The organism is Salmonella sp. A29-2, from assembly GCF_020150755.1.
GTDB classification, from domain to species: domain Bacteria; phylum Pseudomonadota; class Gammaproteobacteria; order Enterobacterales; family Enterobacteriaceae; genus Salmonella; species Salmonella enterica.
The window spans coordinates 3,963,459-3,987,372 of record NZ_CP083731.1; the positions used below are offsets into that span (position 1 = coordinate 3,963,459).

28 protein-coding genes and 5 pseudogenes are annotated in these 23,914 nt (G+C 51.7%); 10 read left to right on the top strand and 23 right to left on the bottom strand.

What is annotated here, in order from left to right; translation table 11 throughout:
* Positions 1–4: 4 nt before the first annotated feature.
* The gene (gene aac(3)-IId, locus K8W53_RS19270; RefSeq protein WP_000557454.1) at positions 5–865 is read right to left on the bottom strand and encodes an aminoglycoside N-acetyltransferase AAC(3)-IId; all 861 of its coding nucleotides are present in this window, start codon (positions 863–865) and stop codon (positions 5–7) included.
* A 142-nt stretch (positions 866–1,007) separates the two neighbouring features.
* Between aac(3)-IId and K8W53_RS19275 the strand changes: the two are divergent.
* Positions 1,008–1,682 (top strand): annotated as a pseudogene (locus K8W53_RS19275) (IS4-like element ISVsa5 family transposase); the annotation flags it as partial.
* Between the two features lie 52 nt (positions 1,683–1,734).
* Here K8W53_RS19275 and K8W53_RS19280 read toward each other — a convergent pair.
* The 3 genes and pseudogenes from K8W53_RS19280 to K8W53_RS19290 form a co-directional block, all read right to left on the bottom strand.
* On the bottom strand, positions 1,735–2,439 hold the full coding sequence (locus tag K8W53_RS19280; RefSeq protein WP_001067858.1) for an IS6-like element IS26 family transposase: 705 nt from the start codon (positions 2,437–2,439) through the stop codon (positions 1,735–1,737).
* A gap of 152 nt (positions 2,440–2,591) precedes the next feature.
* Entirely contained in the window at positions 2,592–3,413 is an 822-nt protein-coding gene (gene lnu(F) / locus K8W53_RS19285) for a lincosamide nucleotidyltransferase Lnu(F) (protein ID WP_000939727.1), read from the bottom strand.
* Positions 3,414–3,497: 84 nt separating this feature from the next.
* Positions 3,498–4,336, bottom strand: a pseudogene (locus K8W53_RS19290) (AadA family aminoglycoside 3''-O-nucleotidyltransferase).
* 148 nt (positions 4,337–4,484) lie between these two features.
* Here K8W53_RS19290 and intI1 (K8W53_RS19295) point away from each other — a divergent pair.
* Positions 4,485–5,282: pseudogene (gene intI1, locus K8W53_RS19295) on the top strand (class 1 integron integrase IntI1); the annotation flags it as partial.
* 52 nt (positions 5,283–5,334) lie between these two features.
* On the opposite strand, the gene K8W53_RS19300 reads toward intI1 (K8W53_RS19295), so the two are convergent.
* A complete protein-coding gene (locus K8W53_RS19300) occupies positions 5,335–6,039 on the bottom strand; it encodes an IS6-like element IS26 family transposase (RefSeq protein WP_001067855.1) in 705 nt (234 codons plus the stop codon).
* On the opposite strand from K8W53_RS19300, the gene K8W53_RS19305 reads away from it, so the two are divergent.
* On the top strand, positions 6,016–6,369 hold the full coding sequence (locus K8W53_RS19305; RefSeq protein ID WP_100250109.1) for a DDE-type integrase/transposase/recombinase: 354 nt from the start codon (positions 6,016–6,018) through the stop codon (positions 6,367–6,369). The two genes, K8W53_RS19300 and K8W53_RS19305, sit on opposite strands and share 24 nt — an antisense overlap.
* A gap of 492 nt (positions 6,370–6,861) precedes the next feature.
* Here K8W53_RS19305 and mphR(A) read toward each other — a convergent pair whose 3' ends face one another.
* From mphR(A) to dfrA14, 7 genes and pseudogenes are all read right to left on the bottom strand, one after another.
* On the bottom strand, positions 6,862–7,446 hold the full coding sequence (gene mphR(A), locus K8W53_RS19310; RefSeq protein ID WP_001137892.1) for a macrolide-binding transcriptional repressor MphR(A): 585 nt from the start codon (positions 7,444–7,446) through the stop codon (positions 6,862–6,864).
* Entirely contained in the window at positions 7,446–8,684 is a 1,239-nt protein-coding gene (gene mrx(A) / locus K8W53_RS19315; protein WP_000004159.1) for a macrolide resistance MFS transporter Mrx(A), read from the bottom strand. Before mrx(A) ends, mphR(A) begins: the two co-directional genes overlap by 1 nt.
* Entirely contained in the window at positions 8,681–9,586 is a 906-nt protein-coding gene (locus K8W53_RS19320) for an Mph(A) family macrolide 2'-phosphotransferase (RefSeq protein WP_000219391.1), read from the bottom strand. The genes mrx(A) and K8W53_RS19320 overlap by 4 nt, the downstream gene beginning before the upstream one ends.
* A 121-nt stretch (positions 9,587–9,707) precedes the next feature.
* Positions 9,708–10,412 carry an IS6-like element IS26 family transposase gene (locus K8W53_RS19325; protein ID WP_001067855.1) on the bottom strand — a complete coding sequence of 235 codons (705 nt, stop codon included), beginning with the start codon at positions 10,410–10,412 and terminating at the stop codon, positions 9,708–9,710.
* Positions 10,413–10,474: 62 nt separating this feature from the next.
* Positions 10,475–10,768, bottom strand: a pseudogene (locus tag K8W53_RS19330) (MFS transporter); the annotation flags it as partial.
* A 320-nt stretch (positions 10,769–11,088) separates the two neighbouring features.
* Positions 11,089–11,541, bottom strand: a complete 453-nt coding sequence (locus K8W53_RS19335) for an NAD(+)--rifampin ADP-ribosyltransferase Arr-2 (protein ID WP_000237816.1) — start codon at positions 11,539–11,541, stop codon at positions 11,089–11,091.
* Between the two features lie 110 nt (positions 11,542–11,651).
* Positions 11,652–12,125: a trimethoprim-resistant dihydrofolate reductase DfrA14 gene (gene dfrA14, locus K8W53_RS19340; RefSeq protein WP_004201280.1), complete on the bottom strand. Its 474-nt coding sequence runs from the start codon at positions 12,123–12,125 to the stop codon at positions 11,652–11,654.
* Positions 12,126–12,280: 155 nt separating this feature from the next.
* Between dfrA14 and intI1 (K8W53_RS19345) the strand changes: the two are divergent.
* Positions 12,281–12,724, top strand: a pseudogene (intI1, locus tag K8W53_RS19345) (class 1 integron integrase IntI1); the annotation flags it as partial.
* Positions 12,725–12,777: 53 nt separating this feature from the next.
* Here intI1 (K8W53_RS19345) and K8W53_RS19350 read toward each other — a convergent pair.
* Positions 12,778–13,482: an IS6-like element IS26 family transposase gene (locus K8W53_RS19350; RefSeq protein WP_001067858.1), complete on the bottom strand. Its 705-nt coding sequence runs from the start codon at positions 13,480–13,482 to the stop codon at positions 12,778–12,780.
* Between the two features lie 94 nt (positions 13,483–13,576).
* Here K8W53_RS19350 and K8W53_RS19355 point away from each other — a divergent pair, with 94 nt between their 5' ends.
* Genes K8W53_RS19355 through K8W53_RS19370 form a run of 4 tightly spaced genes read left to right on the top strand, consistent with a single transcriptional unit; the run spans position 13,577 to position 16,492 of the window.
* Positions 13,577–13,918: a hypothetical protein gene (locus K8W53_RS19355; protein WP_223533971.1), complete on the top strand. Its 342-nt coding sequence runs from the start codon at positions 13,577–13,579 to the stop codon at positions 13,916–13,918.
* Positions 13,905–14,567 (top strand): DUF4400 domain-containing protein, encoded by a 663-nt coding sequence (locus K8W53_RS19360; RefSeq protein WP_000718549.1) that lies wholly within the window; start codon positions 13,905–13,907, stop codon positions 14,565–14,567. The genes K8W53_RS19355 and K8W53_RS19360 overlap by 14 nt, the downstream gene beginning before the upstream one ends.
* A 10-nt stretch (positions 14,568–14,577) precedes the next feature.
* Positions 14,578–15,759, top strand: a complete 1,182-nt coding sequence (locus K8W53_RS19365; protein ID WP_000952983.1) for a S49 family peptidase — start codon at positions 14,578–14,580, stop codon at positions 15,757–15,759.
* A gap of 1 nt (position 15,760) precedes the next feature.
* On the top strand, positions 15,761–16,492 hold the full coding sequence (locus K8W53_RS19370) for a nuclease-related domain-containing protein (RefSeq protein WP_000338612.1): 732 nt from the start codon (positions 15,761–15,763) through the stop codon (positions 16,490–16,492).
* A gap of 286 nt (positions 16,493–16,778) precedes the next feature.
* On the opposite strand, the gene K8W53_RS19375 is transcribed toward K8W53_RS19370, so the two are convergent.
* The 10 genes from K8W53_RS19375 to K8W53_RS19420 all read right to left on the bottom strand — a co-directional run bounded on the left by K8W53_RS19375 (position 16,779) and on the right by K8W53_RS19420 (position 21,875).
* Positions 16,779–17,132, bottom strand: a complete 354-nt coding sequence (locus K8W53_RS19375) for a hypothetical protein (RefSeq protein ID WP_000210769.1) — start codon at positions 17,130–17,132, stop codon at positions 16,779–16,781.
* A gap of 65 nt (positions 17,133–17,197) precedes the next feature.
* Complete coding sequence (locus K8W53_RS19380) at positions 17,198–17,482, bottom strand: hypothetical protein (RefSeq protein ID WP_001032029.1); 285 nt, start codon at positions 17,480–17,482, stop codon at positions 17,198–17,200.
* Between the two features lie 356 nt (positions 17,483–17,838).
* Entirely contained in the window at positions 17,839–18,141 is a 303-nt protein-coding gene (locus K8W53_RS19385; protein WP_000442694.1) for a hypothetical protein, read from the bottom strand.
* Positions 18,142–18,573: 432 nt separating this feature from the next.
* A complete protein-coding gene (locus K8W53_RS19390) occupies positions 18,574–18,942 on the bottom strand; it encodes a hypothetical protein (protein ID WP_000537761.1) in 369 nt (122 codons plus the stop codon).
* Positions 18,943–19,106: 164 nt separating this feature from the next.
* Positions 19,107–19,643, bottom strand: coding sequence for a hypothetical protein (locus tag K8W53_RS19395; protein WP_000800252.1), 537 nt, complete (start codon positions 19,641–19,643; stop codon positions 19,107–19,109).
* Between the two features lie 67 nt (positions 19,644–19,710).
* Positions 19,711–20,148 (bottom strand): hypothetical protein, encoded by a 438-nt coding sequence (locus K8W53_RS19400; RefSeq protein WP_000286107.1) that lies wholly within the window; start codon positions 20,146–20,148, stop codon positions 19,711–19,713.
* A gap of 44 nt (positions 20,149–20,192) precedes the next feature.
* Positions 20,193–20,489: a hypothetical protein gene (locus tag K8W53_RS19405; protein ID WP_000744346.1), complete on the bottom strand. Its 297-nt coding sequence runs from the start codon at positions 20,487–20,489 to the stop codon at positions 20,193–20,195.
* A gap of 120 nt (positions 20,490–20,609) precedes the next feature.
* Positions 20,610–20,888 (bottom strand): hypothetical protein, encoded by a 279-nt coding sequence (locus tag K8W53_RS19410; protein ID WP_000953953.1) that lies wholly within the window; start codon positions 20,886–20,888, stop codon positions 20,610–20,612.
* 184 nt (positions 20,889–21,072) lie between these two features.
* Positions 21,073–21,354, bottom strand: coding sequence for a hypothetical protein (locus K8W53_RS19415; protein ID WP_000710431.1), 282 nt, complete (start codon positions 21,352–21,354; stop codon positions 21,073–21,075).
* A gap of 65 nt (positions 21,355–21,419) precedes the next feature.
* Complete coding sequence (locus tag K8W53_RS19420; protein WP_224435199.1) at positions 21,420–21,875, bottom strand: hypothetical protein; 456 nt, start codon at positions 21,873–21,875, stop codon at positions 21,420–21,422.
* 65 nt (positions 21,876–21,940) lie between these two features.
* Here K8W53_RS19420 and istA point away from each other — a divergent pair, with 65 nt between their 5' ends.
* Together istA and istB are read left to right on the top strand one after the other, a co-directional pair.
* On the top strand, positions 21,941–23,113 hold the full coding sequence (gene istA / locus K8W53_RS19425) for an IS21-like element IS21 family transposase (RefSeq protein ID WP_000952349.1): 1,173 nt from the start codon (positions 21,941–21,943) through the stop codon (positions 23,111–23,113).
* Positions 23,113–23,910, top strand: a complete 798-nt coding sequence (gene istB, locus K8W53_RS19430) for an IS21-like element IS21 family helper ATPase IstB (RefSeq protein ID WP_000544828.1) — start codon at positions 23,113–23,115, stop codon at positions 23,908–23,910. Before istA ends, istB begins: the two co-directional genes overlap by 1 nt.
* Positions 23,911–23,914: the final 4 nt, after the last annotated feature.

A 23,914-nucleotide genomic window follows, 5' to 3' on the forward strand; every position in this document is an offset into this window, starting at 1 on the left:
GCCTCTAACCTGAAGGCTCGCAAGAGCGCTCGACGGCCTCGTGCGGAGGCACGATCGGAGTGGTTCCGAAATGCTTCTCAAGATAGGTGACGCCGAACGTCACGATGTCCTGCGCGTCGAACAGGTAGCACTGAGCAAAGCCCACGACACCTTCTCGATGGCGACCGAGCTTCACGTAAGCATTTGCTATAGTTTCAACCGCATCCGGCTTTCCTTCGATAGCAAAGCAATCGAGAATGCCGTTTGAATCGTAATCCGATGCCGTTTTCCAGGCGACTTCACCGTCTCTTCCAAGCATCGGCATCTCATACGTCACCCACCGTTTGTTGGGGATATCGGCAACCGCCTCGGCGTAGTGCAATGCGGTAACGGAGTTTAGCGGCGCACCCAACAGCAGGGCCTTCCCGCCAAGGCGAACGAACCGCTCGACGGGCGATCCTTCCCCCAAGGCGTGACCGAGTTCGTGAGGCTCCGTCAGCGTTTCAGCCAGCGGACCAACCGCGACCATCGATGCATCGGGGTGCGCGCTGCGCCGCGCGCCGGGGGCTTGAACCAGAAATTGATTCAGCAGGCCGAACCCACGGTAAGTCCCGGCTGTTGCGGGATCGAACGGCAGCCAGGTACGGCGGGCTTCGTCATCCAGCCGAGCGCCATTCAGAGTCTCCTCGTAGGGTGATCGGTCCCACGACGCGTATCCCATCACAGTGCCAGTCGGCCCAACCGCGGAGCGTAACGCGGCAACGACCGTCTCCGCTCCTCCTTCGACCGGACCAATCGCTTTAAGTGAGGCATGCACCATCAAGAGGTCACCGGTTTGGACTCCGAGTTTTTGAAGCGCCTCCGTTATTGCCTTCCGCGTATGCATCGCGATATCTCCTCTAAACTGCAAAACACTATACGCTGATGAATCCCCTAATGATTTTGGTAAAAATCATTAAGTTAAGGTGGATACACATCTTGTCATATGATCAAATGGTTTCGCGAAAAATCAATAATCAGACAACAAGATGTGCGAACTCGATATTTTACACGACTCTCTTTACCAATTCTGCCCCGAATTACACTTAAAACGACTCAACAGCTTAACGTTGGCTTGCCACGCATTACTTGACTGTAAAACTCTCACTCTTACCGAACTTGGCCGTAACCTGCCAACCAAAGCGAGAACAAAACATAACATCAAACGAATCGACCGATTGTTAGGTAATCGTCACCTCCACAAAGAGCGACTCGCTGTATACCGTTGGCATGCTAGCTTTATCTGTTCGGGCAATACGATGCCCATTGTACTTGTTGACTGGTCTGATATCCGTGAGCAAAAACGGCTTATGGTATTGCGAGCTTCAGTCGCACTACACGGTCGTTCTGTTACTCTTTATGAGAAAGCGTTCCCGCTTTCAGAGCAATGTTCAAAGAAAGCTCATGACCAATTTCTAGCCGACCTTGCGAGCATTCTACCGAGTAACACCACACCGCTCATTGTCAGTGATGCTGGCTTTAAAGTGCCATGGTATAAATCCGTTGAGAAGCTGGGTTGGTACTGGTTAAGTCGAGTAAGAGGAAAAGTACAATATGCAGACCTAGGAGCGGAAAACTGGAAACCTATCAGCAACTTACATGATATGTCATCTAGTCACTCAAAGACTTTAGGCTATAAGAGGCTGACTAAAAGCAATCCAATCGGCACTGTTGCAAAGTTAGCGATGAGGCAGCCTTTTGTCTTATTCAAAGGCCTTACATTTCAAAAACTCTGCTTACCAGGCGCATTTCGCCCAGGGGATCACCATAATAAAATGCTGAGGCCTGGCCTTTGCGTAGTGCACGCATCACCTCAATACCTTTGATGGTGGCGTAAGCCGTCTTCATGGATTTAAATCCCAGCGTGGCGTTGATTATCCGTTTCAGTTTGCCATGATCGCATTCAATCACGTTGTTCCGGTACTTAATCTGTCGGTGTTCAACGTCAGACGGGCACCGGCCTTCGCGTTTGAGCAGAGCAAGCGCGCGACCATAGGCGGGCGCTTTATCCGTGTTGATGAATCGCGGGATCTGCCACTTCTTCACGTTGTTGAGGATTTTACCCAGAAACCGGTATGCAGCTTTGCTGTTACGACGGGAGGAGAGATAAAAATCGACAGTGCGGCCCCGGCTGTCGACGGCCCGGTACAGATACGCCCAGCGGCCATTGACCTTCACGTAGGTTTCATCCATGTGCCACGGGCAAAGATCGGAAGGGTTACGCCAGTACCAGCGCAGCCGTTTTTCCATTTCAGGCGCATAACGCTGAACCCAGCGGTAAATCGTGGAGTGATCGACATTCACTCCGCGTTCAGCCAGCATCTCCTGCAGCTCACGGTAACTGATGCCGTATTTGCAGTACCAGCGTACGGCCCACAGAATGATGTCACGCTGAAAATGCCGGCCTTTGAATGGGTTCATGTGCAGCTCCATCAGCAAAAGGGGATGATAAGTTTATCACCACCGACTATTTGCAACAGTGCCACTTGACCTGATAGTTTGGCTGTGAGCAATTATGTGCTTAGTGCATCTAACGTCAAAATCAGCGGCGCGTTTTTATGCGTCCGCTGGATTTACTTGTTGTGCGGCGTCGCAGACTCATTGAGCAACCTTTTTGCCTGCGCAATTACAGTTCTCGGAAGCTCGATATTCAGAGGTTCTGTCACGCTCTTGAACAATTCGAGACTCCACGTCCACGTTTGATGATAGGCTGCACATAGTGCTCTTGGTTCTGCACTGCTTGTGCATGCCAGATAGCGATTATACGAGTCCTCCGAGATATCCTTTTCGAGCGCGCGTGAAGGTGTCGGCCAGTGGTCTGTTGCCCCTTCGTGGAGTCGAACCAGCTTGAGTAGGTTTTCATGTGCTTTGCTGAGCAAAGCCCAGGCGCGAGCGTACTCTCCCCGATTTAAAAGATTGGCCCCAAAGAGCATCAGGCTGATGAGGTTCAACACAAGCCCTTCCACCAGCGGCGCGCCTTCACGTATCGGGGGACCGCCCACGAGAGCGCTTGCGTACCTTGACAACTCTCCTGATCGGTCCAACAAAACAGCCGCCTCAAGCGAGGGAAACCACCCATAGCCTTGCCAAGTGGAAATGACCGGTATGTCCGATTTTCGCATGAAATGGAATTCACCGCGAATGCCGTTTTCAAAAAGTGCGGTGTGGTGGCCGAAGTCGTCCGGAAAGTAAGCAGCAACCGGACTTACGGCATTAAGCCACGAGCGCTGATCGAAATTTTCAAAATGGTCATCCTGGATGAACACTGCGAATTCGATATCAGAGAACTCGTCACCCTCTCCGATAGCAAATGAGCCGAACATCAATGCCGCGATTATTCGTGCATCCTCATGACAACCTTCCTTGAAGAGTTCGATCATTTTCAGTTGAAGCATAGAAATATCCTTTTATTGAAGCCACAGATTATGAGGAAAGGTATACGCAGATTTTTGTTTTTTTTCGTCAGCACAACGCCGGAGTTAAGCCGCCGCGCGTAGCGCGGTCGGCTTGAACGAATTGTTAGACATCATTTACCAACTGACTTGATGATCTCGCCTTTCACAAAGCGAATAAATTCTTCCAAGTGATCTGCGCGTGAGGCCAAGTGATCTTCTTTTTGTCCCAGATAAGCTTGCTTAGCTTCAAGTAAGACGGGCTGATACTGGGCAGGTAGGCGTTTTATTGCCCAGTCGGCAGCGACATCCTTCGGCGCGATTTTGCCGGTTATTGCGCTGTACCAAATGCGGGACAACGTAAGCACTACATTTCGCTCATCGCCGGCCCAGTCGGGCTGCGAGTTCCATAGCTTCAAGGTTTCCCTCAGCGCCTCGAATAGATCCTGTTCAGGAACCGGGTCAAAGAATTCCTCCGCTGCCGGACCTACCAAGGCAACGCTATGTTCTCTTGCTTTTGTAAGCAGGATAGCTAGATCAATGTCGATCATGGCTGGCTCGAAGATACCCGCAAGAATGTCATTGCGCTGCCATTCTCCAAATTGCAGTTCGCGCTTAGCTGGATAACGCCACGGAATGATGTCGTCGTGCACAACAATGGTGACTTCTACAGCGCGGAGAATCTCGCTCTCTCCAGGGGAAGCCGAAGTTTCCAAAAGGTCGTTGATCAAAGCTCGCCGCGTTGTTTCATCAAGCCTTACGGTCACCGTAACCAGCAAATCAATATCGCTGTATGGCTTCAGGCCGCCATCCACTGCGGAGCCGTACAAATGCACGGCCAGCAACGTTGATTCCAGATGGCGCTCAATGACGCTTAGCACCTCTGATAGTTGGTTCGAAATTTCGATGGTCACCGCTACCCTCATGATGTCTAACTTTGTTTTAGGGCGACTGCCCTGCTGCGTAACATCGTTGCTGCTCCATAACATCAAACATCGACCCACGGCGTAACGCGCTTGCTGCTTGGATGCCCGAGGCATAGACTGTACCCCAAAAAAACAGTCATAACAAGCCATGAAAACCGCCACTGCGCCGTTACCACCGCTGCGTTCGGTCAAGGTTCTGGACCAGTTGCGTGAGCGCATACGCTACTTGCATTACAGCTTACGAACCGAACAGGCTTATGTCCACTGGGTTCGTGCCTTCATCCGTTTCCACGGTGTGCGTCACCCGGCAACCTTGGGCAGCAGCGAAGTCGAGGCATTTCTGTCCTGGCTGGCGAACGAGCGCAAGGTTTCGGTCTCCACGCATCGTCAGGCATTGGCGGCCTTGCTGTTCTTCTACGGCAAGGTGCTGTGCACGGATCTGCCCTGGCTTCAGGAGATCGGAAGACCTCGGCCGTCGCGGCGCTTGCCGGTGGTGCTGACCCCGGATGAAGTGGTTCGCATCCTCGGTTTTCTGGAAGGCGAGCATCGTTTGTTCGCCCAGCTTCTGTATGGAACGGGCATGCGGATCAGTGAGGGTTTGCAACTGCGGGTCAAGGATCTGGATTTCGATCACGGCACGATCATCGTGCGGGAGGGCAAGGGCTCCAAGGATCGGGCCTTGATGTTACCCGAGAGCTTGGCACCCAGCCTGCGCGAGCAGCTGTCGCGTGCACGGGCATGGTGGCTGAAGGACCAGGCCGAGGGCCGCAGCGGCGTTGCGCTTCCCGACGCCCTTGAGCGGAAGTATCCGCGCGCCGGGCATTCCTGGCCGTGGTTCTGGGTTTTTGCGCAGCACACGCATTCGACCGATCCACGGAGCGGTGTCGTGCGTCGCCATCACATGTATGACCAGACCTTTCAGCGCGCCTTCAAACGTGCCGTAGAAGGCACTGTTGCAAAGTTAGCGATGAGGCAGCCTTTTGTCTTATTCAAAGGCCTTACATTTCAAAAACTCTGCTTACCAGGCGCATTTCGCCCAGGGGATCACCATAATAAAATGCTGAGGCCTGGCCTTTGCGTAGTGCACGCATCACCTCAATACCTTTGATGGTGGCGTAAGCCGTCTTCATGGATTTAAATCCCAGCGTGGCGCCGATTATCCGTTTCAGTTTGCCATGATCGCATTCAATCACGTTGTTCCGGTACTTAATCTGTCGGTGTTCAACGTCAGACGGGCACCGGCCTTCGCGTTTGAGCAGAGCAAGCGCGCGACCATAGGCGGGCGCTTTATCCGTGTTGATGAATCGCGGGATCTGCCACTTCTTCACGTTGTTGAGGATTTTACCCAGAAACCGGTATGCAGCTTTGCTGTTACGACGGGAGGAGAGATAAAAATCGACAGTGCGGCCCCGGCTGTCGACGGCCCGGTACAGATACGCCCAGCGGCCATTGACCTTCACGTAGGTTTCATCCATGTGCCACGGGCAAAGATCGGAAGGGTTACGCCAGTACCAGCGCAGCCGTTTTTCCATTTCAGGCGCATAACGCTGAACCCAGCGGTAAATCGTGGAGTGATCGACATTCACTCCGCGTTCAGCCAGCATCTCCTGCAGCTCACGGTAACTGATGCCGTATTTGCAGTACCAGCGTACGGCCCACAGAATGATGTCACGCTGAAAATGCCGGCCTTTGAATGGGTTCATGTGCAGCTCCATCAGCAAAAGGGGATGATAAGTTTATCACCACCGACTATTTGCAACAGTGCCCTCAATAACGTGATCGAGGCCGATCACGGAAAGCTCAAGATACTGATCAAGCCGGTGCGCGGTTTCAAATCGATCCCCACGGCCTATGCCACGATCAAGGGATTCGAAGTCATGCGAGCCCTGCGCAAAGGACAGGCTCGCCCCTGGTGCCTGCAGCCCGGCATCAGGGGCGAGGTGCGCCTTGTGGAGAGAGCTTTTGGCATTGGGCCCTCGGCGCTGACGGAGGCCATGGGCATGCTCAACCACCATTTCGCAGCAGCCGCCTGATCGGCGCAGAGCGACAGCCTACCTCTGACTGCCGCCAATCTTTGCAACAGAGCCCGCCGTGCTAGTCTGCTCGGTGATGGTGGAGTGAAGCCAACCCGCAATCGGGTTATGAATCTGCATCGCGATTCGCAATCAGCTGTCTCTTGAGCATGTCGAACTCCTGCGATGTTATCTCGCCGTGCTCGTGCTGCTACACCAACTTGTCCAACTCATCCGCCACACCGCTCCCCACCACCTGCGATGGCCAGGTTGTTTGCTGGGCGCATTGGCGGAGTATCGTCTCGACCCGGGACACCCACACCGGCACAACCTTACGGGAGTGATTCACTGTCAAAGAATCGGCCCGGTGCTCTGACGCAAGTATCGGGATGGTCACCATTTGTAAGCCGTAGACCTGAGTGGTGATCAAGACTTCGATACCACCGACCGTACCGGTACTAATCGACGACGGTCGTGTTCGTCGCCTGCCGCAGGGACTCTGCACACCTCCGTTTACGCATGTGCCTGGAGGAGTTGGAAATCGTCGTGTTCGGGAAACATTAAACACAGGATGGCAGCGATCTGAGCCAGCACATGATCAGCTAGCTCACCATCCGGATCGACGGCCCACTGCATCGTCGCGCCAGCGATGACCGAGTGCAGGAGCAACTCAGCTGCCGCAGGAGCACCTGGGGGCAGTCGCTTGCGGATCCCCTCCACCACCGCGCGGTTCCGCTGGATCGCAAGCGTGCGTAGCTCCGGCACCTGGAGCTCGTACCAGGAGATGAGATAGTTCACCGAGAAGTCGTTGCGAGTGTTCATGCTCCGAACGAGCACCTGCAAAAATTCCCAGAGCCCTTGCGGCCCTGCGCCTATCGGTATCGCATTCAGGTAATGCCGCACCTGCTCGACGCCGCGCTCCATCATCCTCACCAGCAGCGTATCGCGGTTGGTGAAGCGCTGGATTAACGCTGCGCGGGAGAGCCCCACCTCCTTTGCTACTCCGCTGAGCGTGAACTCTATGGGACCGCAACGCTTCAGCACTACGGTGGCGGCCTCGAGTACCTCGTCATCGGACTTGAGCTTGGGGCGGGGCATCAGTGTTCACCTTCTGTATGGGTTGGGGCGGAGGCTGTGGCTGCCGCCGCCATTGTAGCAAATTGAAGACGGAGCGAGAGTAGAGCCACGAGCCCCGCAAACACGGCCGATACAACGAGGCCAGGGAGCGGACCAGCAAGGTCGACAAACGCGCCGGCCGCAAGCATAACCATGGGCGAGGCTGACAGCATCACCGCCGAGACCGTGCCGAGTACCCGGCCGAGAAGTTCTGGCGGCGTGCGGTTGTAGATGGCAGCGTTGAGAATGGGAGAGACTGAGCCGGTCAGCAGTCCCACGAGCGCGCCCAACAACATCAGCACCGGCACGCCTGGCAACTGTGAAAGCAGAAGCGAGCCCACCGCAGAGCCACAAAATGCCACCGCCAGCCAGTTCTGCGCTGATATCCGGGCGCCGACCGACGCATGAATGGCAATGCCAAGGAGACCACCAGCCCCCATCATTGAGGAGAACAGCCCGAGCTCTGCTACTTGGCGTCCTGCATCTACAAACAGCGCAGGCATGATGACGCTGCCGTTGGCGCCAACGATGCCCACGAAGATCATCACTATACCAAAGAGAGGGCGCAGCAGGGGTTCGCTCCAGAGAAAAGCGACGCCGGCGCGCATGGAGAGAGTCGCCGTCGTGGTCATCGTCCGAGCGGCACGCGCGGGAAGCACCCACGCGCCGAGCAGACCTGCAAGGACGGAGCAGAACGCCGTCAGCCCGAGCGTTGGCGCAGCGCCAAGCAGGCCGATTGCGGCCCCCCCAAGGGCCGGGCCACCTAGAATCGCGACGTTCCCGATCACCGCTTTCAGTGACGAGACGCGCTCAACGGAGAGCCCGGCGACGTGGCCGAGTTTGGGCAGCTCACTGTCCTGCGCGGCCATACCGGGTGCGTCGAACGCAGCACCGAGCACCACGCAAGCGATCAGCCCAGTGTTCGAGAGGGCGCCAACGGCATCGAGCAGTGGGATGCTCGCCATGGCCACGCCGCCCACCACACCCGAGATCAATGCGACGGGCGCGCGCCCGAACCGATCGACGAGGCCACCACCAACCCACGCGCCGATGATGGTCGCGATGACGCTGCTAGCGGCCGTGGCGCCCGCCCAGGCCGCGCTCTTTGTATGAGACAGGACGAACCATGGAAGCGCGAGGGCCGCCACCGCGTTGCCGATCCGGAAGAGAAAGGTCGCCGCGAACAGCGTCGCGAGCGGGCTATATCGACGTTCGCTCATTCCGCTGCGGCGAGCTGCGCCTTCGCCGCAGCGAGGTACTCTTCGTTACCCGAGTCGAGGGCGAAGAGTGCGTAGGTGACCGCCCCGAACGCAAGGCGCTCCGCGATGTGGTGGGCGAGCCGCGGCCACACCCGGCCACCGGCCGCTTCATACGTGAGGAGGAGCTTCGCGAGCCCCTCTTCACCAAAGACCATAAGGTGCGCGGCCATGTCGATGGCAGGGTCATCAACGCGGGCCTCGCTCCAGTCGATCATCCCGCTGACGCGCTCCGTGTTGTCGATGAGCACATGGCCCACGTAGAGATCGCCATGCACCACCACGGAGAAATCTGGCCACGACGAATCGTCGTCGAGCCAGCGCTGCCACCGGTGGAGGCGCTTGTCGTTCACCACGAACTCGCGTCGGACGCGGTCAACGTCGTCGGCCACCTTCTGACGGGCCTGCGTCGGTGTACGGATGAGCATCCCCGCATCCACGGCGGCGGAAATGGGGACGGCATGCAGGGCGGCGAGCGCGGTCGCGAAGCTCTCCGCGAAGACCTCCGAGTCCTGCGGCACGACCCAGTCGGGCGTGGACGAACCAGGCTGGATGACCATCGCAGTCGAGTCTTCGAGCATGGGATAGGCAACGAGCTCGGCGTTGGCCACGCGCCAGTCCGGCACCGCGAACGGCAGGCGATTCTTGAGCATTGCCAGCACCCGCGCCTCTGGTTCGACCTTCGCGCTTACCTCGGCTCGGCGCGGGATGCGCAGCACCCACCGACGTCCATCGTCGACGGTGGCGATCACGATCCTATAGTCGAGCCCAAGCTCATTGACAGTCAGCGGGCCATGGAGCTTGAGCCCATGTCGGGCTGCAAGTGCGTACAGTTGGGAGGTATCGGCGGTCGTGACTACGGTCATGATTCACTCCTGAGGGCTTGACGGGTTTAGCCACCTAAATGTAACAGTCACGTCGGTTATATTCAATCCGGCACTGTTGCAAAGTTAGCGATGAGGCAGCCTTTTGTCTTATTCAAAGGCCTTACATTTCAAAAACTCTGCTTACCAGGCGCATTTCGCCCAGGGGATCACCATAATAAAATGCTGAGGCCTGGCCTTTGCGTAGTGCACGCATCACCTCAATACCTTTGATGGTGGCGTAAGCCGTCTTCATGGATTTAAATCCCAGCGTGGCGCCGATTATCCGTTTCAGTTTGCCATGATCGCATTCAATCACGTTGTTCCGGTACTTAATCTGTCGGTGTTCAACGTCAGACGGGCACCGGCCTTCGCGTTTGAGCAGAGCAAGCGCGCGACCATAGGCGGGCGCTTTATCCGTGTTGATGAATCGCGGGATCTGCCACTTCTTCACGTTGTTGAGGATTTTACCCAGAAACCGGTATGCAGCTTTGCTGTTACGACGGGAGGAGAGATAAAAATCGACAGTGCGGCCCCGGCTGTCGACGGCCCGGTACAGATACGCCCAGCGGCCATTGACCTTCACGTAGGTTTCATCCATGTGCCACGGGCAAAGATCGGAAGGGTTACGCCAGTACCAGCGCAGCCGTTTTTCCATTTCAGGCGCATAACGCTGAACCCAGCGGTAAATCGTGGAGTGATCGACATTCACTCCGCGTTCAGCCAGCATCTCCTGCAGCTCACGGTAACTGATGCCGTATTTGCAGTACCAGCGTACGGCCCACAGAATGATGTCACGCTGAAAATGCCGGCCTTTGAATGGGTTCATGTGCAGCTCCATCAGCAAAAGGGGATGATAAGTTTATCACCACCGACTATTTGCAACAGTGCCAGAGCGAGGCCCATTGACGCCACAACGTAGGCGAGGCCACCTCCCAGTAGAACGGGGCGGCGCCCCAGTCGGTCCGATAGCGGTCCAAACAAGAGCTGACCGGCACCAATCATGACCAAGTACGTTGTCAGCGTAAGCTGAATTGTGCTCGCTGTCGTACCAAGCGCGTTTGGCATAAACGGCACTGCTGGCAAGTACATGTCCATGCCGAGTGATGCCAATAAATCGAACGGTGATAACAACAACACCGTGGCGGCAAGGGAGTACCGCCAACTAAAGTTTTTTGAGCGCACGAAACCATCTCCTTGAACAAAGGATTTGGCGGCGCTCCCGTAGAGCAAAAGGATTCATGAGAACGCCGCAACAACCGAAAAATGAAGGTTGCTGCGGCTTACTTGTCTGCGTTCTTGGAAGTGCTCATCTGCTGACTATCTCATGATTGAATTTGAATCGTAACAACTTTCAAGCAACTCTGCGAGGAGCCTTATTGTGCGCCCAACGCCGCCATAAACGGCGACAGGGTGGCGCGCCTATTGCGCATAAAATGGCGAAGCCATGCGCAACAGGCGCGGAATCTCTGGCGTCCGGTTTGATGGCTTTGTTATGCAAAGGACTAGTCTTCAATGACGTGTAAACCACGGCGCTTTAAGTCCTCTAACGAATCCAACATTCCCCTTATTAATTCAACAGGATGCCCCTCCCAGTCTTCAACAACGCCAACAATTCTCAAGGGTTCGCAGGTTCTATAGGACTGTGTTGGATTACCGGGAAATTTTTTGTTCGTAAGATTCGGATCGTCTTCGAACGGTCCTGTTGGCTCAACTATGTATATGTAGCCGCGACCCTCGAGGCCAGACAGTGACATAGCAAGTTCAGCTCCCCAAACTGCTGGCTCCATCAAGGCTGAAAAGTAGATGTGCTTAAGAATACGACCGTCCTCGAAATGAGAGATGAACCCTGTGGTTAGCAAGTCACCAATCGCCAAATTGGCTTTGGTTCCATGATAGAACGGTCCTTGCACCTGCTTGTAATTATCATGAGAGATGGGAATCCAATCTTTTACCATTTTAAGACCCTTAATTGTTGGGATTTGGCTGCATAACGTCGCTATCAATCGCGGAAAAGGCGTAGTGCGCGAAGCGAACGAAGCTTTTTGCCGTCGATTGCATAGCTTTGTTAACCCTTTTTCCAAATTTGATAGCAATAGTTAATGTTTGAAGTAAAGTGTTGCTCAAAAACAACTTCGAAGGTATTTGGAATACTCGGGAAGAAAACATCCCCCTCTGGCTCGATGTCGATCGTCGATAAGTGGAGCGTAGAGGCCATGGGTAATGTTTCTCGGTAAATTTCTCCGCCACCAGACACTATAACGTGACCGGTGAATTCAGCTAGCCTGTCCATGGCCTCTTCGATTGACTGAAATACAACTACATTGTCATCATTTGATGTCCAACCTGAGCGGGTAACGACCGCGTATTTCCTATTGGGGAGTGCGCCCATAGATTCAAACGTCTTGCGACCCACCAGAAGCCACTGATTGTAGGTCAATGCTTTAAAAAGTAGCTGCTCCCCTTTCGCGGACCAGGGTATGTCTGGACCGCAACCAATCACGCCGTTTTTCGCTTTCGCAGCCATCAATGATACTTTCAAGGTTCTCATCCTGGGTTAACTTTGTTTTAGGGCGACTGCCCTGCTGCGTAACATCGTTGCTGCTCCATAACATCAAACATCGACCCACGGCGTAACGCGCTTGCTGCTTGGATGCCCGAGGCATAGACTGTACAAAAAAACAGTCATAACAAGCCATGAAAACCGCCACTGCGCCGTTACCACCGCTGCGTTCGGTCAAGGTTCTGGACCAGTTGCGTGAGCGCATACGCTACTTGCATTACAGTTTACGAACCGAACAGGCTTATGTCCACTGGGTTCGTGCCTTCATCCGTTTCCACGGTGTGCGTCACCCGGCAACCTTGGGCAGCAGCGAAGTCGAGGCATTTCTGTCCTGGCTGGCGAACGAGCGCAAGGTTTCGGTCTCCACGCATCGTCAGGCATTGGCGGCCTTGCTGTTCTTCTACGGCAAGGTGCTGTGCACGGATCTGCCCTGGCTTCAGGAGATCGGAAGACCTCGGCCGTCGCGGCGCTTGCCGGTGGTGCTGACCCCGGATGAAGTGGTTCGCATCCTCGGTTTTCTGGAAGGCGAGCATCGTTTGTTCGCCCAGCTTCTGTATGGAACGGGCATGCGGATCAGTGGGCACTGTTGCAAAGTTAGCGATGAGGCAGCCTTTTGTCTTATTCAAAGGCCTTACATTTCAAAAACTCTGCTTACCAGGCGCATTTCGCCCAGGGGATCACCATAATAAAATGCTGAGGCCTGGCCTTTGCGTAGTGCACGCATCACCTCAATACCTTTGATGGTGGCGTAAGCCGTCTTCATGGATTTAAATCCCAGCGTGGCGTTGATTATCCGTTTCAGTTTGCCATGATCGCATTCAATCACGTTGTTCCGGTACTTAATCTGTCGGTGTTCAACGTCAGACGGGCACCGGCCTTCGCGTTTGAGCAGAGCAAGCGCGCGACCATAGGCGGGCGCTTTATCCGTGTTGATGAATCGCGGGATCTGCCACTTCTTCACGTTGTTGAGGATTTTACCCAGAAACCGGTATGCAGCTTTGCTGTTACGACGGGAGGAGAGATAAAAATCGACAGTGCGGCCCCGGCTGTCGACGGCCCGGTACAGATACGCCCAGCGGCCATTGACCTTCACGTAGGTTTCATCCATGTGCCACGGGCAAAGATCGGAAGGGTTACGCCAGTACCAGCGCAGCCGTTTTTCCATTTCAGGCGCATAACGCTGAACCCAGCGGTAAATCGTGGAGTGATCGACATTCACTCCGCGTTCAGCCAGCATCTCCTGCAGCTCACGGTAACTGATGCCGTATTTGCAGTACCAGCGTACGGCCCACAGAATGATGTCACGCTGAAAATGCCGGCCTTTGAATGGGTTCATGTGCAGCTCCATCAGCAAAAGGGGATGATAAGTTTATCACCACCGACTATTTGCAACAGTGCCAAAAATAGATAGTCCAAGAGTCTGCAAAAATGTGATTTCGGCTTTTGCCGACTCAACTCTTTCTCTGCCGGTGTTTAACATCGGCCTAAACGAGCAGTACAGATACTGGACGCCGTGGGGCATCAACTTTATAGAATTTTCCCGCCAGGCCGCAAAAGCAAGGACCGCTGTATTTGTTCCTGATGTGGGACAGATCGAGTGGAAAAGCGCAGAGCATAAAGAACTGGCGGAGTTAAGCCTCATCGACCAAATCATACCTAAACAGTACCACTGGCTCCTGGGTATCCCGACGATGTGGCGTAACAACTATTGCAATCACGATCAGAGGCTAGCTCTTTTTCGTGAATGGAGGGAAAGCAATGGCTGCGGATAATACAAGCAGAGCAGCAGTGCTCAGAACAATGCTTTTTTTTGGCATGGTCATTTATTTTGGTTACAGCCTGGCTTTCCAGAATACTGAGGAGCTCAAATATCAGATTACTCAGGAGGTTAATGCAAGCCGGTCCATCATATCAAATGACCGTTGGAAGTCTGTTATTGCAAATAGTGAAGCGACTTTAAATTGGTTGGTACATGACTATAAGTTAATTGACTATCTGAATACTATTCTGATCCCTGACACCAAAAAACCAGCCAGAGGTATTAACATTGTTGCTGAAAAATTTACCTCTATTAATTACACTATGGCCAAAAACATACCCCTCTTACTTTATCAGTCCATTTTCCGGTGGAACTTAATCCTGGGGTGGCTAATCGTTTTTCTGCCCTATCTATTTGCCATGCTAGCAGATGGAATGTACCAGTGGAAATTGAAGAGGTACGTATTTGGTAAGGTTACAGTTCAGTTTTATCGTATTTGGTTTCGAGCATTTTGGGTGATCAGTGCTTTAACGATGGTCTACCTGGTCATGCCGAATATGTCACTATTTAACAATATCGCTCAACTTTTCCCACCAGTCGCTTTATTGATACTGGGAATTGCATTGAATCGCTTGTGGTCTAACTTTCAAAAACTCATGTAAAGGTGGTCAGATGTTAAGCAGTAAAAAAAGGAAGTCCCCTACAAATATCAAAGAATCGCTCAATGATAACGCTGACCGTTTTTATAAGATGTTTCGCATTCATACCACGGCAAAAGTTGCTATGTCGCTAATTGCCATGACCGCTGTAGGGTTTTCTTTCTACAATCTTTACGAACAATGGCAGGACGCTGAAGGGAAGAAAGACCATATAGCTGTAATACGGATTTCTGGCGAGATGGGTACCGGCTCGGAAACGGGCGATGGAACAGTGATCGCAACAGCTCTTGCCAAAGCTTACAATAATCCCCATGCCAAAGCAGTTATTATCGAGGCAGAGTCAGGTGGTGGTGGTCCCTCTGACGCCATCATTATTTACCGCCAGATAAACGCGCTTAAAAACCACCAGCCACAGATTGAACGCGTATCAGATGCCGGTTGCTCTCTTTCATCTGTAGCCGCTGACAAGAGTAACAAAACCGGGAGCACAGAACGTGGCGATGAAGCACGGTCGAAGCAAAACTCCCTCGAAGTACTCTCCAGCGGTACCGGTCGTTTTTTCTCTGATATCGCAGACTCATATAAACCAATCATCGTTAGTGTGAAAGGCATATGCGCATCCGCATGCTATTACGCGGTATCGCCCGCTGATGCAATTTATGCCGACAGTAATGCCCTGATCGGTTCTATCGGTGTGCGTATGGACCACTGGAATCTGTCAGAGATCATGAGCACAGTAGGCGTCAAGAATGAGCCCCTTACGGCCGGTGAGTTCAAAGATGCTCTTGACCCCTTCCACCCATTGTCCGATTCAACGAGGGAGTTCATGCAGAAGGAGATCCTGAACACGATGCATGAAAAATTTATAACTGATGTTGAACTTGGACGGGGTAAAAAGCTTCTCTCGCGTCATGATGCCGATGCTGTTTCTCTCTATTCAGGCCGTGTATGGCCAACACCTCAGGCAGTTAAGTACGGCCTGGTGGATGGAGATCTTACGTCAGTAGAGATCCGTACACGTCTTTCAAAAATGTACTCCACTGACACGTTCAAAAACTACAATGAGCCTCATCGTAATCTCCGTTCTGCACTCGGCATGCTGATGAGCCTGTCTTCAAATATTGAGAGCCTTACCGGTACCACTACCCGCTTGGTAGAATCTGTTAATGCCACCAGCTACCCCTCTGTGAGGTAACATGGATGCTTTCAATCTGCTGTGGAGCATTACGGGGGTAGCTTTCATTATCCTTATTTTCGTCGTGTTGCTGTGTCTGTTGGGTTTTATGACCTCTGCCATAGCGGAACGGCGGACTGCAAAGGCAATTGAATCTGGGCTTCCTGAAGAAGCTCAGGGGCTACTTAGTGATCTCACCTTTCAGTTGTCGGCTCATAGCACTACTCAGGTTGATCACATTCTCGTAGCCCCACATGGTATATACGTCATAGAGCAGAAAAACTACGTAGGCAAGCTCTACGGTACTCTGGAGGAAAGCCACTGGCGGAAATGGACTCAGTCCCGAACCCTCAAGTTGCAGAACCCGTTTAAGCAAAACCAGGGGCACATCAGGGCTATTCAGTCTGCTCTTAAGGCTAGAGAACTGGAATGTATCAATGTCGTCATCATAAACGGACGTTGTAAGTTTGATGGCATCAAGCCGGAATGGTTATGTATGGGGATGGACGATTTTATCCATAAAGTCAAACAACGACGAGGGCTACGGTTGTTCACACCGGAGTCTGTTCAGCACATCTGTTCGGTGTTGAAGTCAACAAGGAAGTCGCCAGGGCTCTATACGGACCTTACTCATATTCACAACATAACGACAAAGTACAAAGCCCCGATGAAATTCGAGCAACGAGTAACATACATTCTGCTCAACTTTATCCATTATCTGTGGGCAAGTCTGTTCACTAAGCAGAAGCCTTAGCGCTCTATCATTGGTAAGGCTGTAAAATGTCTGCAAAAGGCCCCATCGGTAAATTGTTGGGGCTTTTTCTTTGCGTAGTTCTGATACGGTTTATCCTGTGGAGCATTATGGCCACCAGCCAGCTGGTGACTGGCCAACGCTTTGTATGACGTAGCCTACTCAGGGCAGGCTATTTTAGAGGGACCGATTTTTATCCGGGCTAATTTAGAAAGAGATAATTTGAACTTAGGCGGGCTGACCACCAGCAGAGAGGTAAATCACTAGCCGGTGATATTGACAGAAGTCGTCAGGGGTTTAACGCCGGAATATTTTGCCAGGCCTCCTGCAAGGTCTGCAAGACTTCTACAAGTGATAGTGACGGCCACAGGACTGTTTCCGTCATTATCACTCCAGGTGGCTCGCACTCTACTGGTACCAGAATTAAAACAACACGAGTTCCTTTTACCTGGTAGGCAAGGTTTACTGCCGGTTGGCGGTAGGAGGCCAGTACACCCTCACCATATTGAGCAGGGTTACTTGCCCAGTTCCGCACCATTGCATACACCTGAGGCATATACCGACTATCCAGATCCCCTTTGGGCCGTCTGAACGGCACGATTTCTTCTGAGCGGTAGGTGGTCGTTGTTGTATTGGTTGTCATCTTTGTCACCTCCCCTGTTCGTCCATTTAGAGTTTTAAGCTGCTTTACACATCACACTCAACTGATTATTTAAGCTGGTCATCGTCTCTGGCCAGCATAGCCCAACCATTCGACTGGTTTTCGCGGGAGTAAGGATTCATTTCAAAATAACTATCTACCGCGTCGCTGTCCGCAACAGAACTGTTGTTAGCTCTCTTTGAACCCTGAACCACTACAGCATCAACCTCTGCGGCTTTCCCGTTGCGCTGTACCAGGATTTTAACCGTCTTGGGCTTACGTCTTGCGAGCAGTTTGTTGGCGATAAAAAGCACAACAATCCAGGCCAAAAGCACGTATAAAAATTTATTCATAATGCCCTCCTTTGTATGTGATTATTATACCTGCTTCCATTGCAGGCCAAACAGGTTCGGTGTATGAAAAATAGACTTCTCTCCGGCGTATAGCAATCTACTTACTGATCTGTTTTCGTATCAAACTGTATGGCATAACCGAGGGGCGTACGTGGTGAGTCAGAAAGTTACTTTTCCGTAATAGTTAATTTCAGATCCTTCTTCCAGTTACGCTTCAGTATAAAACCGATACCCTCTAATTCAGCATCCTTCACGTTTAATACGCTTCACTTTAAGGCAGGGCTTTTCGGTTGATATGAATTCTTTTTCCGGTTGCTGGACATGGGTTTCATCCTGATAGTTAAAATTGCAGGCTATCAGTCACCACCACCACCTCCTCCTCCTCCTCCTCCACCGCCACCATCACAACCACCAGCTATGCTATTTTCACCATTACAATCACCTCCGAGGGGGTTCAAATGGCTGCTCCCCTGTAGATGGTGTCCTTGCCAGATCGAACCCGAACCAGCGCCTCCTGAGCGTCTTTGCTTGCCCTGAGGCAATTGTGCAGGCTCACCAGCACCGGCGGTCCCAAAAATGTCCCGGGCAATTTTATAAAGAAGGTAAAAAGGTACGCCCAGCATCATAAAAAAGATTACTGAAAATATTACACGTTCCATTGATGATCTCCTGTCTTGTGAGAGACCAGTTATATCAGGGTGATTCAGTATTTCCGTTTAGAAAAGAGTACTAATTTGGCCCTGTTCGATCTTAATTTGCCATCCGGGAAAAAGTCATAGGGATAGGCCTGCCAGAGTCAATAACTTCCAGTGATCTGGAGGAGACCCCGGCTCTCTGAGCCCTCATGGATGGTACGGCTTTACCCCCTGTAAACAGATTCACGTTCCGCAGGACAAACATCGACTACTGACGTCTCATATTTGCTGACGCTAATCCGACGTCTCATTGCCGTCTGCTTGTTTTCTTTAAAGGGTGTATTAGACGAATATCAAATCGGAATGGTAGGGGATGTGTGGGCACCATGCCCGGCCCTCTTTGAGCATCTGAGAGATTGGAGACCTAGCCGGGTAAGATAGCTACTTTCTTACGGGTTACCCTTCAAATCCAAAGACGAAACGGACGCTGCCGTTCTCCACGTGGAGACGCTTTACTTCTTCGACAAATTCCTGGATCACCTCTCCGGCGTTATCGGGTGGTATGGCTGACAAAATTTCTTCCGAAGTCAGCCATGAGTATGAATGTTCACCGAATAAATCATCATCTTCGGACGGTATATCATCAGGTAATCCGCGTAATGCGTGGATAAAAACTGCTGATGTGCTCGCCCTTTCACGATCTACATCAAATCCGAGCCAGGCAAAGTGGAGATATGATCGGTCCCCTTTATAATTGCTTGATAAATTAATCCATTTACCAGGCTTTTCTTCCCTTTGAAATCGCCAGCAGATATCAACGCCCATTAAGAAACTCCATTACTATCGTTCGTATGAGATAACTATCATTTCAGAATACTATGACTTCTTCCCGTATAGAACTAATCGCTCACGCCAACTGGGCGAAGCCAACCGGTTCCGCCACTTCGCTCATTGGTTTTTAGGCGTAAGCACTGAAGCCAGTCTCCATGCTAACTGGCGAGCCTGCGAAAGTCAGACTCGTTGTTATAAAGCGGCATATCGTAAGCGGTGTCTGAAATGAACATGCGGATCTGCTCAAGCGTCATGCCACAATGAAAACGGTTTACGCTCACATTGGCCCGGGGGAAGTCAGCACAAAACGCATTCAAAACATTTTCATGGACAATGCCAATGTTGATCAACGCAGCTGGCCCGTTGTCACGGAAGGATACGACACGGAATCCCCCATACCAGCCTGAATGGGAGAAAAATGAAAATGCGCCGGATGCCAGACCATTAGACAGGTCATAGCGCAATTTCCCGCACAGAGACTGGCTGTCTTTGCTGTACACGCGATTAATGAAAATACCGGGACCAACTTCTACCGGCTGCTTGTTGCTTGCTAAACACGGAAAGCCCACCAGCGAAACCTCCCTTTCTCCTGACCAGTTTACCTGATACCCGGCAGTGAGAAAGTCCGTCAGTTCTACGCCAGAAAGAGCATTAATGGCCGCGATATCGGTAGTCAAAATATTTACGTTTTTCATATTCATCTCATCTTTATTCTAAAGTGCGTTTTTTGTCTATCAGCCCGAGGATTGAAAATTTGAATATTTAATGTGACAGATAAATACCTGTCACTTTTTCAAAAACAGCCTGTAATTGAATATCGAGAGAGTTCATTTTAAAATCCACCAGCTCAGCTTTATTATCGCAAACCAAATAAAAATAGGAGTCAAATGCGTCTGTATCTTCATCTTTAAAAATACGGAAGGAATTAATTTTATCATGCCCTTCAAATTCGGCATGAATACCATAGCGAACCGAGCCGTCATCGAACTGAACAACCCGTCGTACAGAATTAATCCGGACGTACTGTTTTAAGGCCCTCGCGAAATCGGCATTTAACGCCAACGCTCGTAAGATTGAATCAGCGGTTTCATTCTGCTTTTTACGATCGTATTCAAATATCCCACAGCCGGTGTTACGAAAGACCGGCTGAAGAGCATTAACCAGGTTGAAGGAATCCACGTTTCTGTCGTTTCTGTACATGAGATATCTCCTGCCCCTCCGCTATACGAAGGGGCTTGATAGGGTTACTGCCAGGCTGCGATCACTTCTTCGCACTGGAAATGAGATAAGCACTGCTGGAGTAGAAGAGCCAGCACCGCTGTGTTAGGGACGCGATTGTTACACCACGCGTTGAAAAGCAGCTGCCATGGACCGGCATAATACCCGGCCAGTTTCTTTTTTTGTTTAGCTGTACGGCAGCGGGAAATGGCCTGCTGATAAAGGCTTTCATTCTCATCACCAGCCCGTTTTTGCAGAGTGCGATAAATATACGAATAAAGACTGTCAGAACAGTTTGAAGCGTACGCCAGTTGTTTTTTCATAATACCTCCTGTTTAGAAGTATTATATGTAAACAGCCTCAGCGGCTAATAACCCGTAGCAATATAATTTGCATTTTTTCTATTTCTGAAGACGCTTTTTAAATTAATATTTACTGAGTTATCACAACTTATTATTCTTCCCGTCTGCTGTTTTATTAATCCCCCAGTTAGTAATCACGCCAAGTCGGCGCAATTTTTCACGTTGTTCATAAATAAAAAAATCGCCAAGGCAGTCTTTTAAAACTTCACTATCCTGATATTTTATTTTTTGAAGCATCCTCGCAACTATGGCGCGTTTCAGGAATATGGCTGCATCAGACTCAAGCATTTGTGAGGACTGTCTGACGGTCTCCTGCATGTCGACGATACTGCTGAGCTTTCGTCTGACCACGCTTAGCATAGTGTCCGGGAACCGCTTAGCGGCTGAATGTAACCCGCAACAACGTTACGCATTGTTTTACTCACTGCAATTTTCCATTTAAGTCTGTTTGTTCCACCAGCTGCTAACATCAGCGTTATTCATCCTGAGGTTTCGCCCGCGATTGACAGATCAGAGGCAGCATGGATGAAATTGCCAGAGTAGATCACTGCATACGCGAATAGTGGTTTGTATTCAGTTCTGCGTTTGCCTGCTTTTCCAGTGCTGTCATAACCCGGCGGAGCATCGCCAGAGCCTGAACAGGCGAGCTCCCAAACTGCACTTTCACTTCAGCCGTATCATGATCCTGAATCAGGTCGAGTATATTCACTTCGATCCCTGCCCCGTTTTCATCTTTTGCCGTGCACTGAATACTTACCCGGGTCACCGAATCCGTCAGGACTGGCAGTGGGTTAGTTTTGTCTACGTTGATAACAGCCTTCTTCATTGCCCTGTTTCCCCTTGTCCTGAAAAAGTTACCGACCCGTCCGGATGGAGGGGTCGGTCAGAAAATCATGACTGTCCCTTGTTCATCTTATCAGCATGCTTACGCAGGTACTCTTTCAGGTCAGCATGAGCGTTGATGATATCGTTCATTTCATCATTGGTCAGAACAAGCGTGTAAGTATCAGTACTGACAGATTCACCTTCTTTAAGCTTGGCTTCTTCAGCAATACGTTCAAAAATCGGGATCGCGGTGTCTGCAATGACGGTCACAGTCTTTTTGTTCAGAACGCTGGACATGGAAGGTGCTTTACCTGCCGGGTTCTGTTTAGGAGCGCTGTCCTTTGGAGCTGGAGCCGGTTCCTGTACCGGTGGCGTATCCAGCGTCTCCGTATTGCTTTCATCGTTCAGTTGATCCGGTACCGGGGTGTTATCGGTAGTATCATCTGCCGGTTGCTCAGCACCGATGTTTTCCGGAGTCTGCGGATCTGTCAGCGCCAGTGATATAAGACGGTAATTCGCCATTTGGATTGTCCGCTCCACCCAACATGTTGTTTCCTTAAGGTTCTCACACCAGAAAGGACATCAACATGCTGAGCAGAGAGGACTTTTACATGATAAAGCAAATGCGCCAGCAGGGCGCGTACATTGTCGATATTGCGACTCAGATTGGTTGCTCTGAACGGACGGTCAGACGCTACCTCAAATACCCTGAACCGCCAGCCAGAAAGACCCGCCACAAAATGGCTAAGCTGAAACCGTTTATGGATTACATCGACATGCGCCTGGCAGAGAATGTCTGGAATAGCGAGGTTATCTTCGCGGAGATTAAGGCAATGGGTTATACGGGCGGACGTTCCATGCTGCGTTACTACATCCAGCCCAAACGTAAAATGCGTCCGTCAAAAAGAACAGTTCGCTTCGAAACTCAGCCTGGATACCAGCTCCAGCACGACTGGGGCGAAGTTGAGGTGGAGGTTGCCGGGCAACGGTGCAAAGTTAACTTTGCGGTTAATACGCTGGGGTTCTCCCGCCGCTTCCATGTCTTCGCCGCACCAAAACAGGATGCTGAGCATACCTACGAATCACTGGTTCGCGCCTTCCGCTACTTCGGTGGTTGTGTGAAAACGGTGCTGGTTGATAACCAGAAGGCTGCGGTGCTGAAGAATAACAACGGGAAAGTCGTGTTCAACTCCGGATTCCTGTTGCTGGCTGACCACTATAACTTCCTGCCACGGGCATGCCGTCCACGCAGGGCCAGAACAAAAGGTAAGGTTGAGCGGATGGTGAAATACCTCAAGGAGAACTTCTTCGTCCGGTACCGCAGGTTCGACAGCTTCACTCATGTCAATCAACAACTGGAGCAATGGATAGCCGATGTGGCTGACAAACGGGAGCTTCGCCAGTTCAAAGAAACGCCGGAACAGCGCTTCGCGCTGGAGCAGGAACATCTGCAGCCGTTACCGGATACGGACTTTGATACCAGTTACTTCGACATCCGCCATGTGTCCTGGGACAGCTATATCGAGGTTGGTGGTAATCGTTACAGCGTTCCCGAAGCGCTGTGTGGTCAGCCGGTATCGATACGAATATCGCTGGATGACGAGTTGCGGATCTACAGTAATGAGAAACTGGTGGCCTCACATCGCCTCTGTTCAGTATCGTCTGGCTGGCAGACAGTGCCGGAGCATCACGCCCCGCTCTGGCAGCAGGTCAGTCAGGTGGAACATCGACCACTGAGTGCCTATGAGGAGCTGTTGTGATGCATGAACTGGAAGTCCTGCTGAGTCGCCTGAAAATGGAGCATCTGAGTTATCACGTTGAAAGCCTGCTGGAACAGGCAGCTAAAAAAGAGCTGAACTACCGGGAGTTCCTGTGCATGGCGCTACAGCAGGAATGGAACGGCAGGCATCAGCGCGGTATGGAGTCCAGGCTGAAGCAGGCTCGTCTGCCGTGGGTCAAAACGCTGGAGCAGTTCGACTTTACCTTCCAGCCGGGCATCGACCGTAAGGTTGTCCGGGAACTGGCTGGTCTGGCGTTCGTGGAGCGCAGCGAAAACGTGATCCTGCTGGGCCCTCCTGGTGTCGGAAAAACTCATCTGGCCATAGCTCTTGGCGTGAAAGCGGTGGATGCGGGACATCGGGTACTGTTTATGCCACTGGACAGACTGATCGCGACACTGATGAAAGCGAAACAGGAAAACCGGCTGGAGCGTCAGCTACAGCAACTGAGTTATGCCCGGGTGTTGATCCTGGATGAAATAGGCTATCTGCCGATGAACAGAGAGGAAGCCAGTCTGTTCTTCCGGCTACTGAACCGTCGATATGAAAAAGCGAGCATCATACTGACGTCAAACAAAGGGTTCGCAGACTGGGGAGAAATGTTCGGAGATCACGTGCTGGCAACAGCGATCCTGGATCGGCTGCTACATCACTCAACCACGCTGAATATCAAAGGAGAGAGTTACCGGTTAAAAGAGAAACGTAAAGCTGGAGTGCTGACCAAAAACACAACGCCAATCAGTGATGATGAAATGGTGGAAAGCGGACAGCATCAGTAACGAA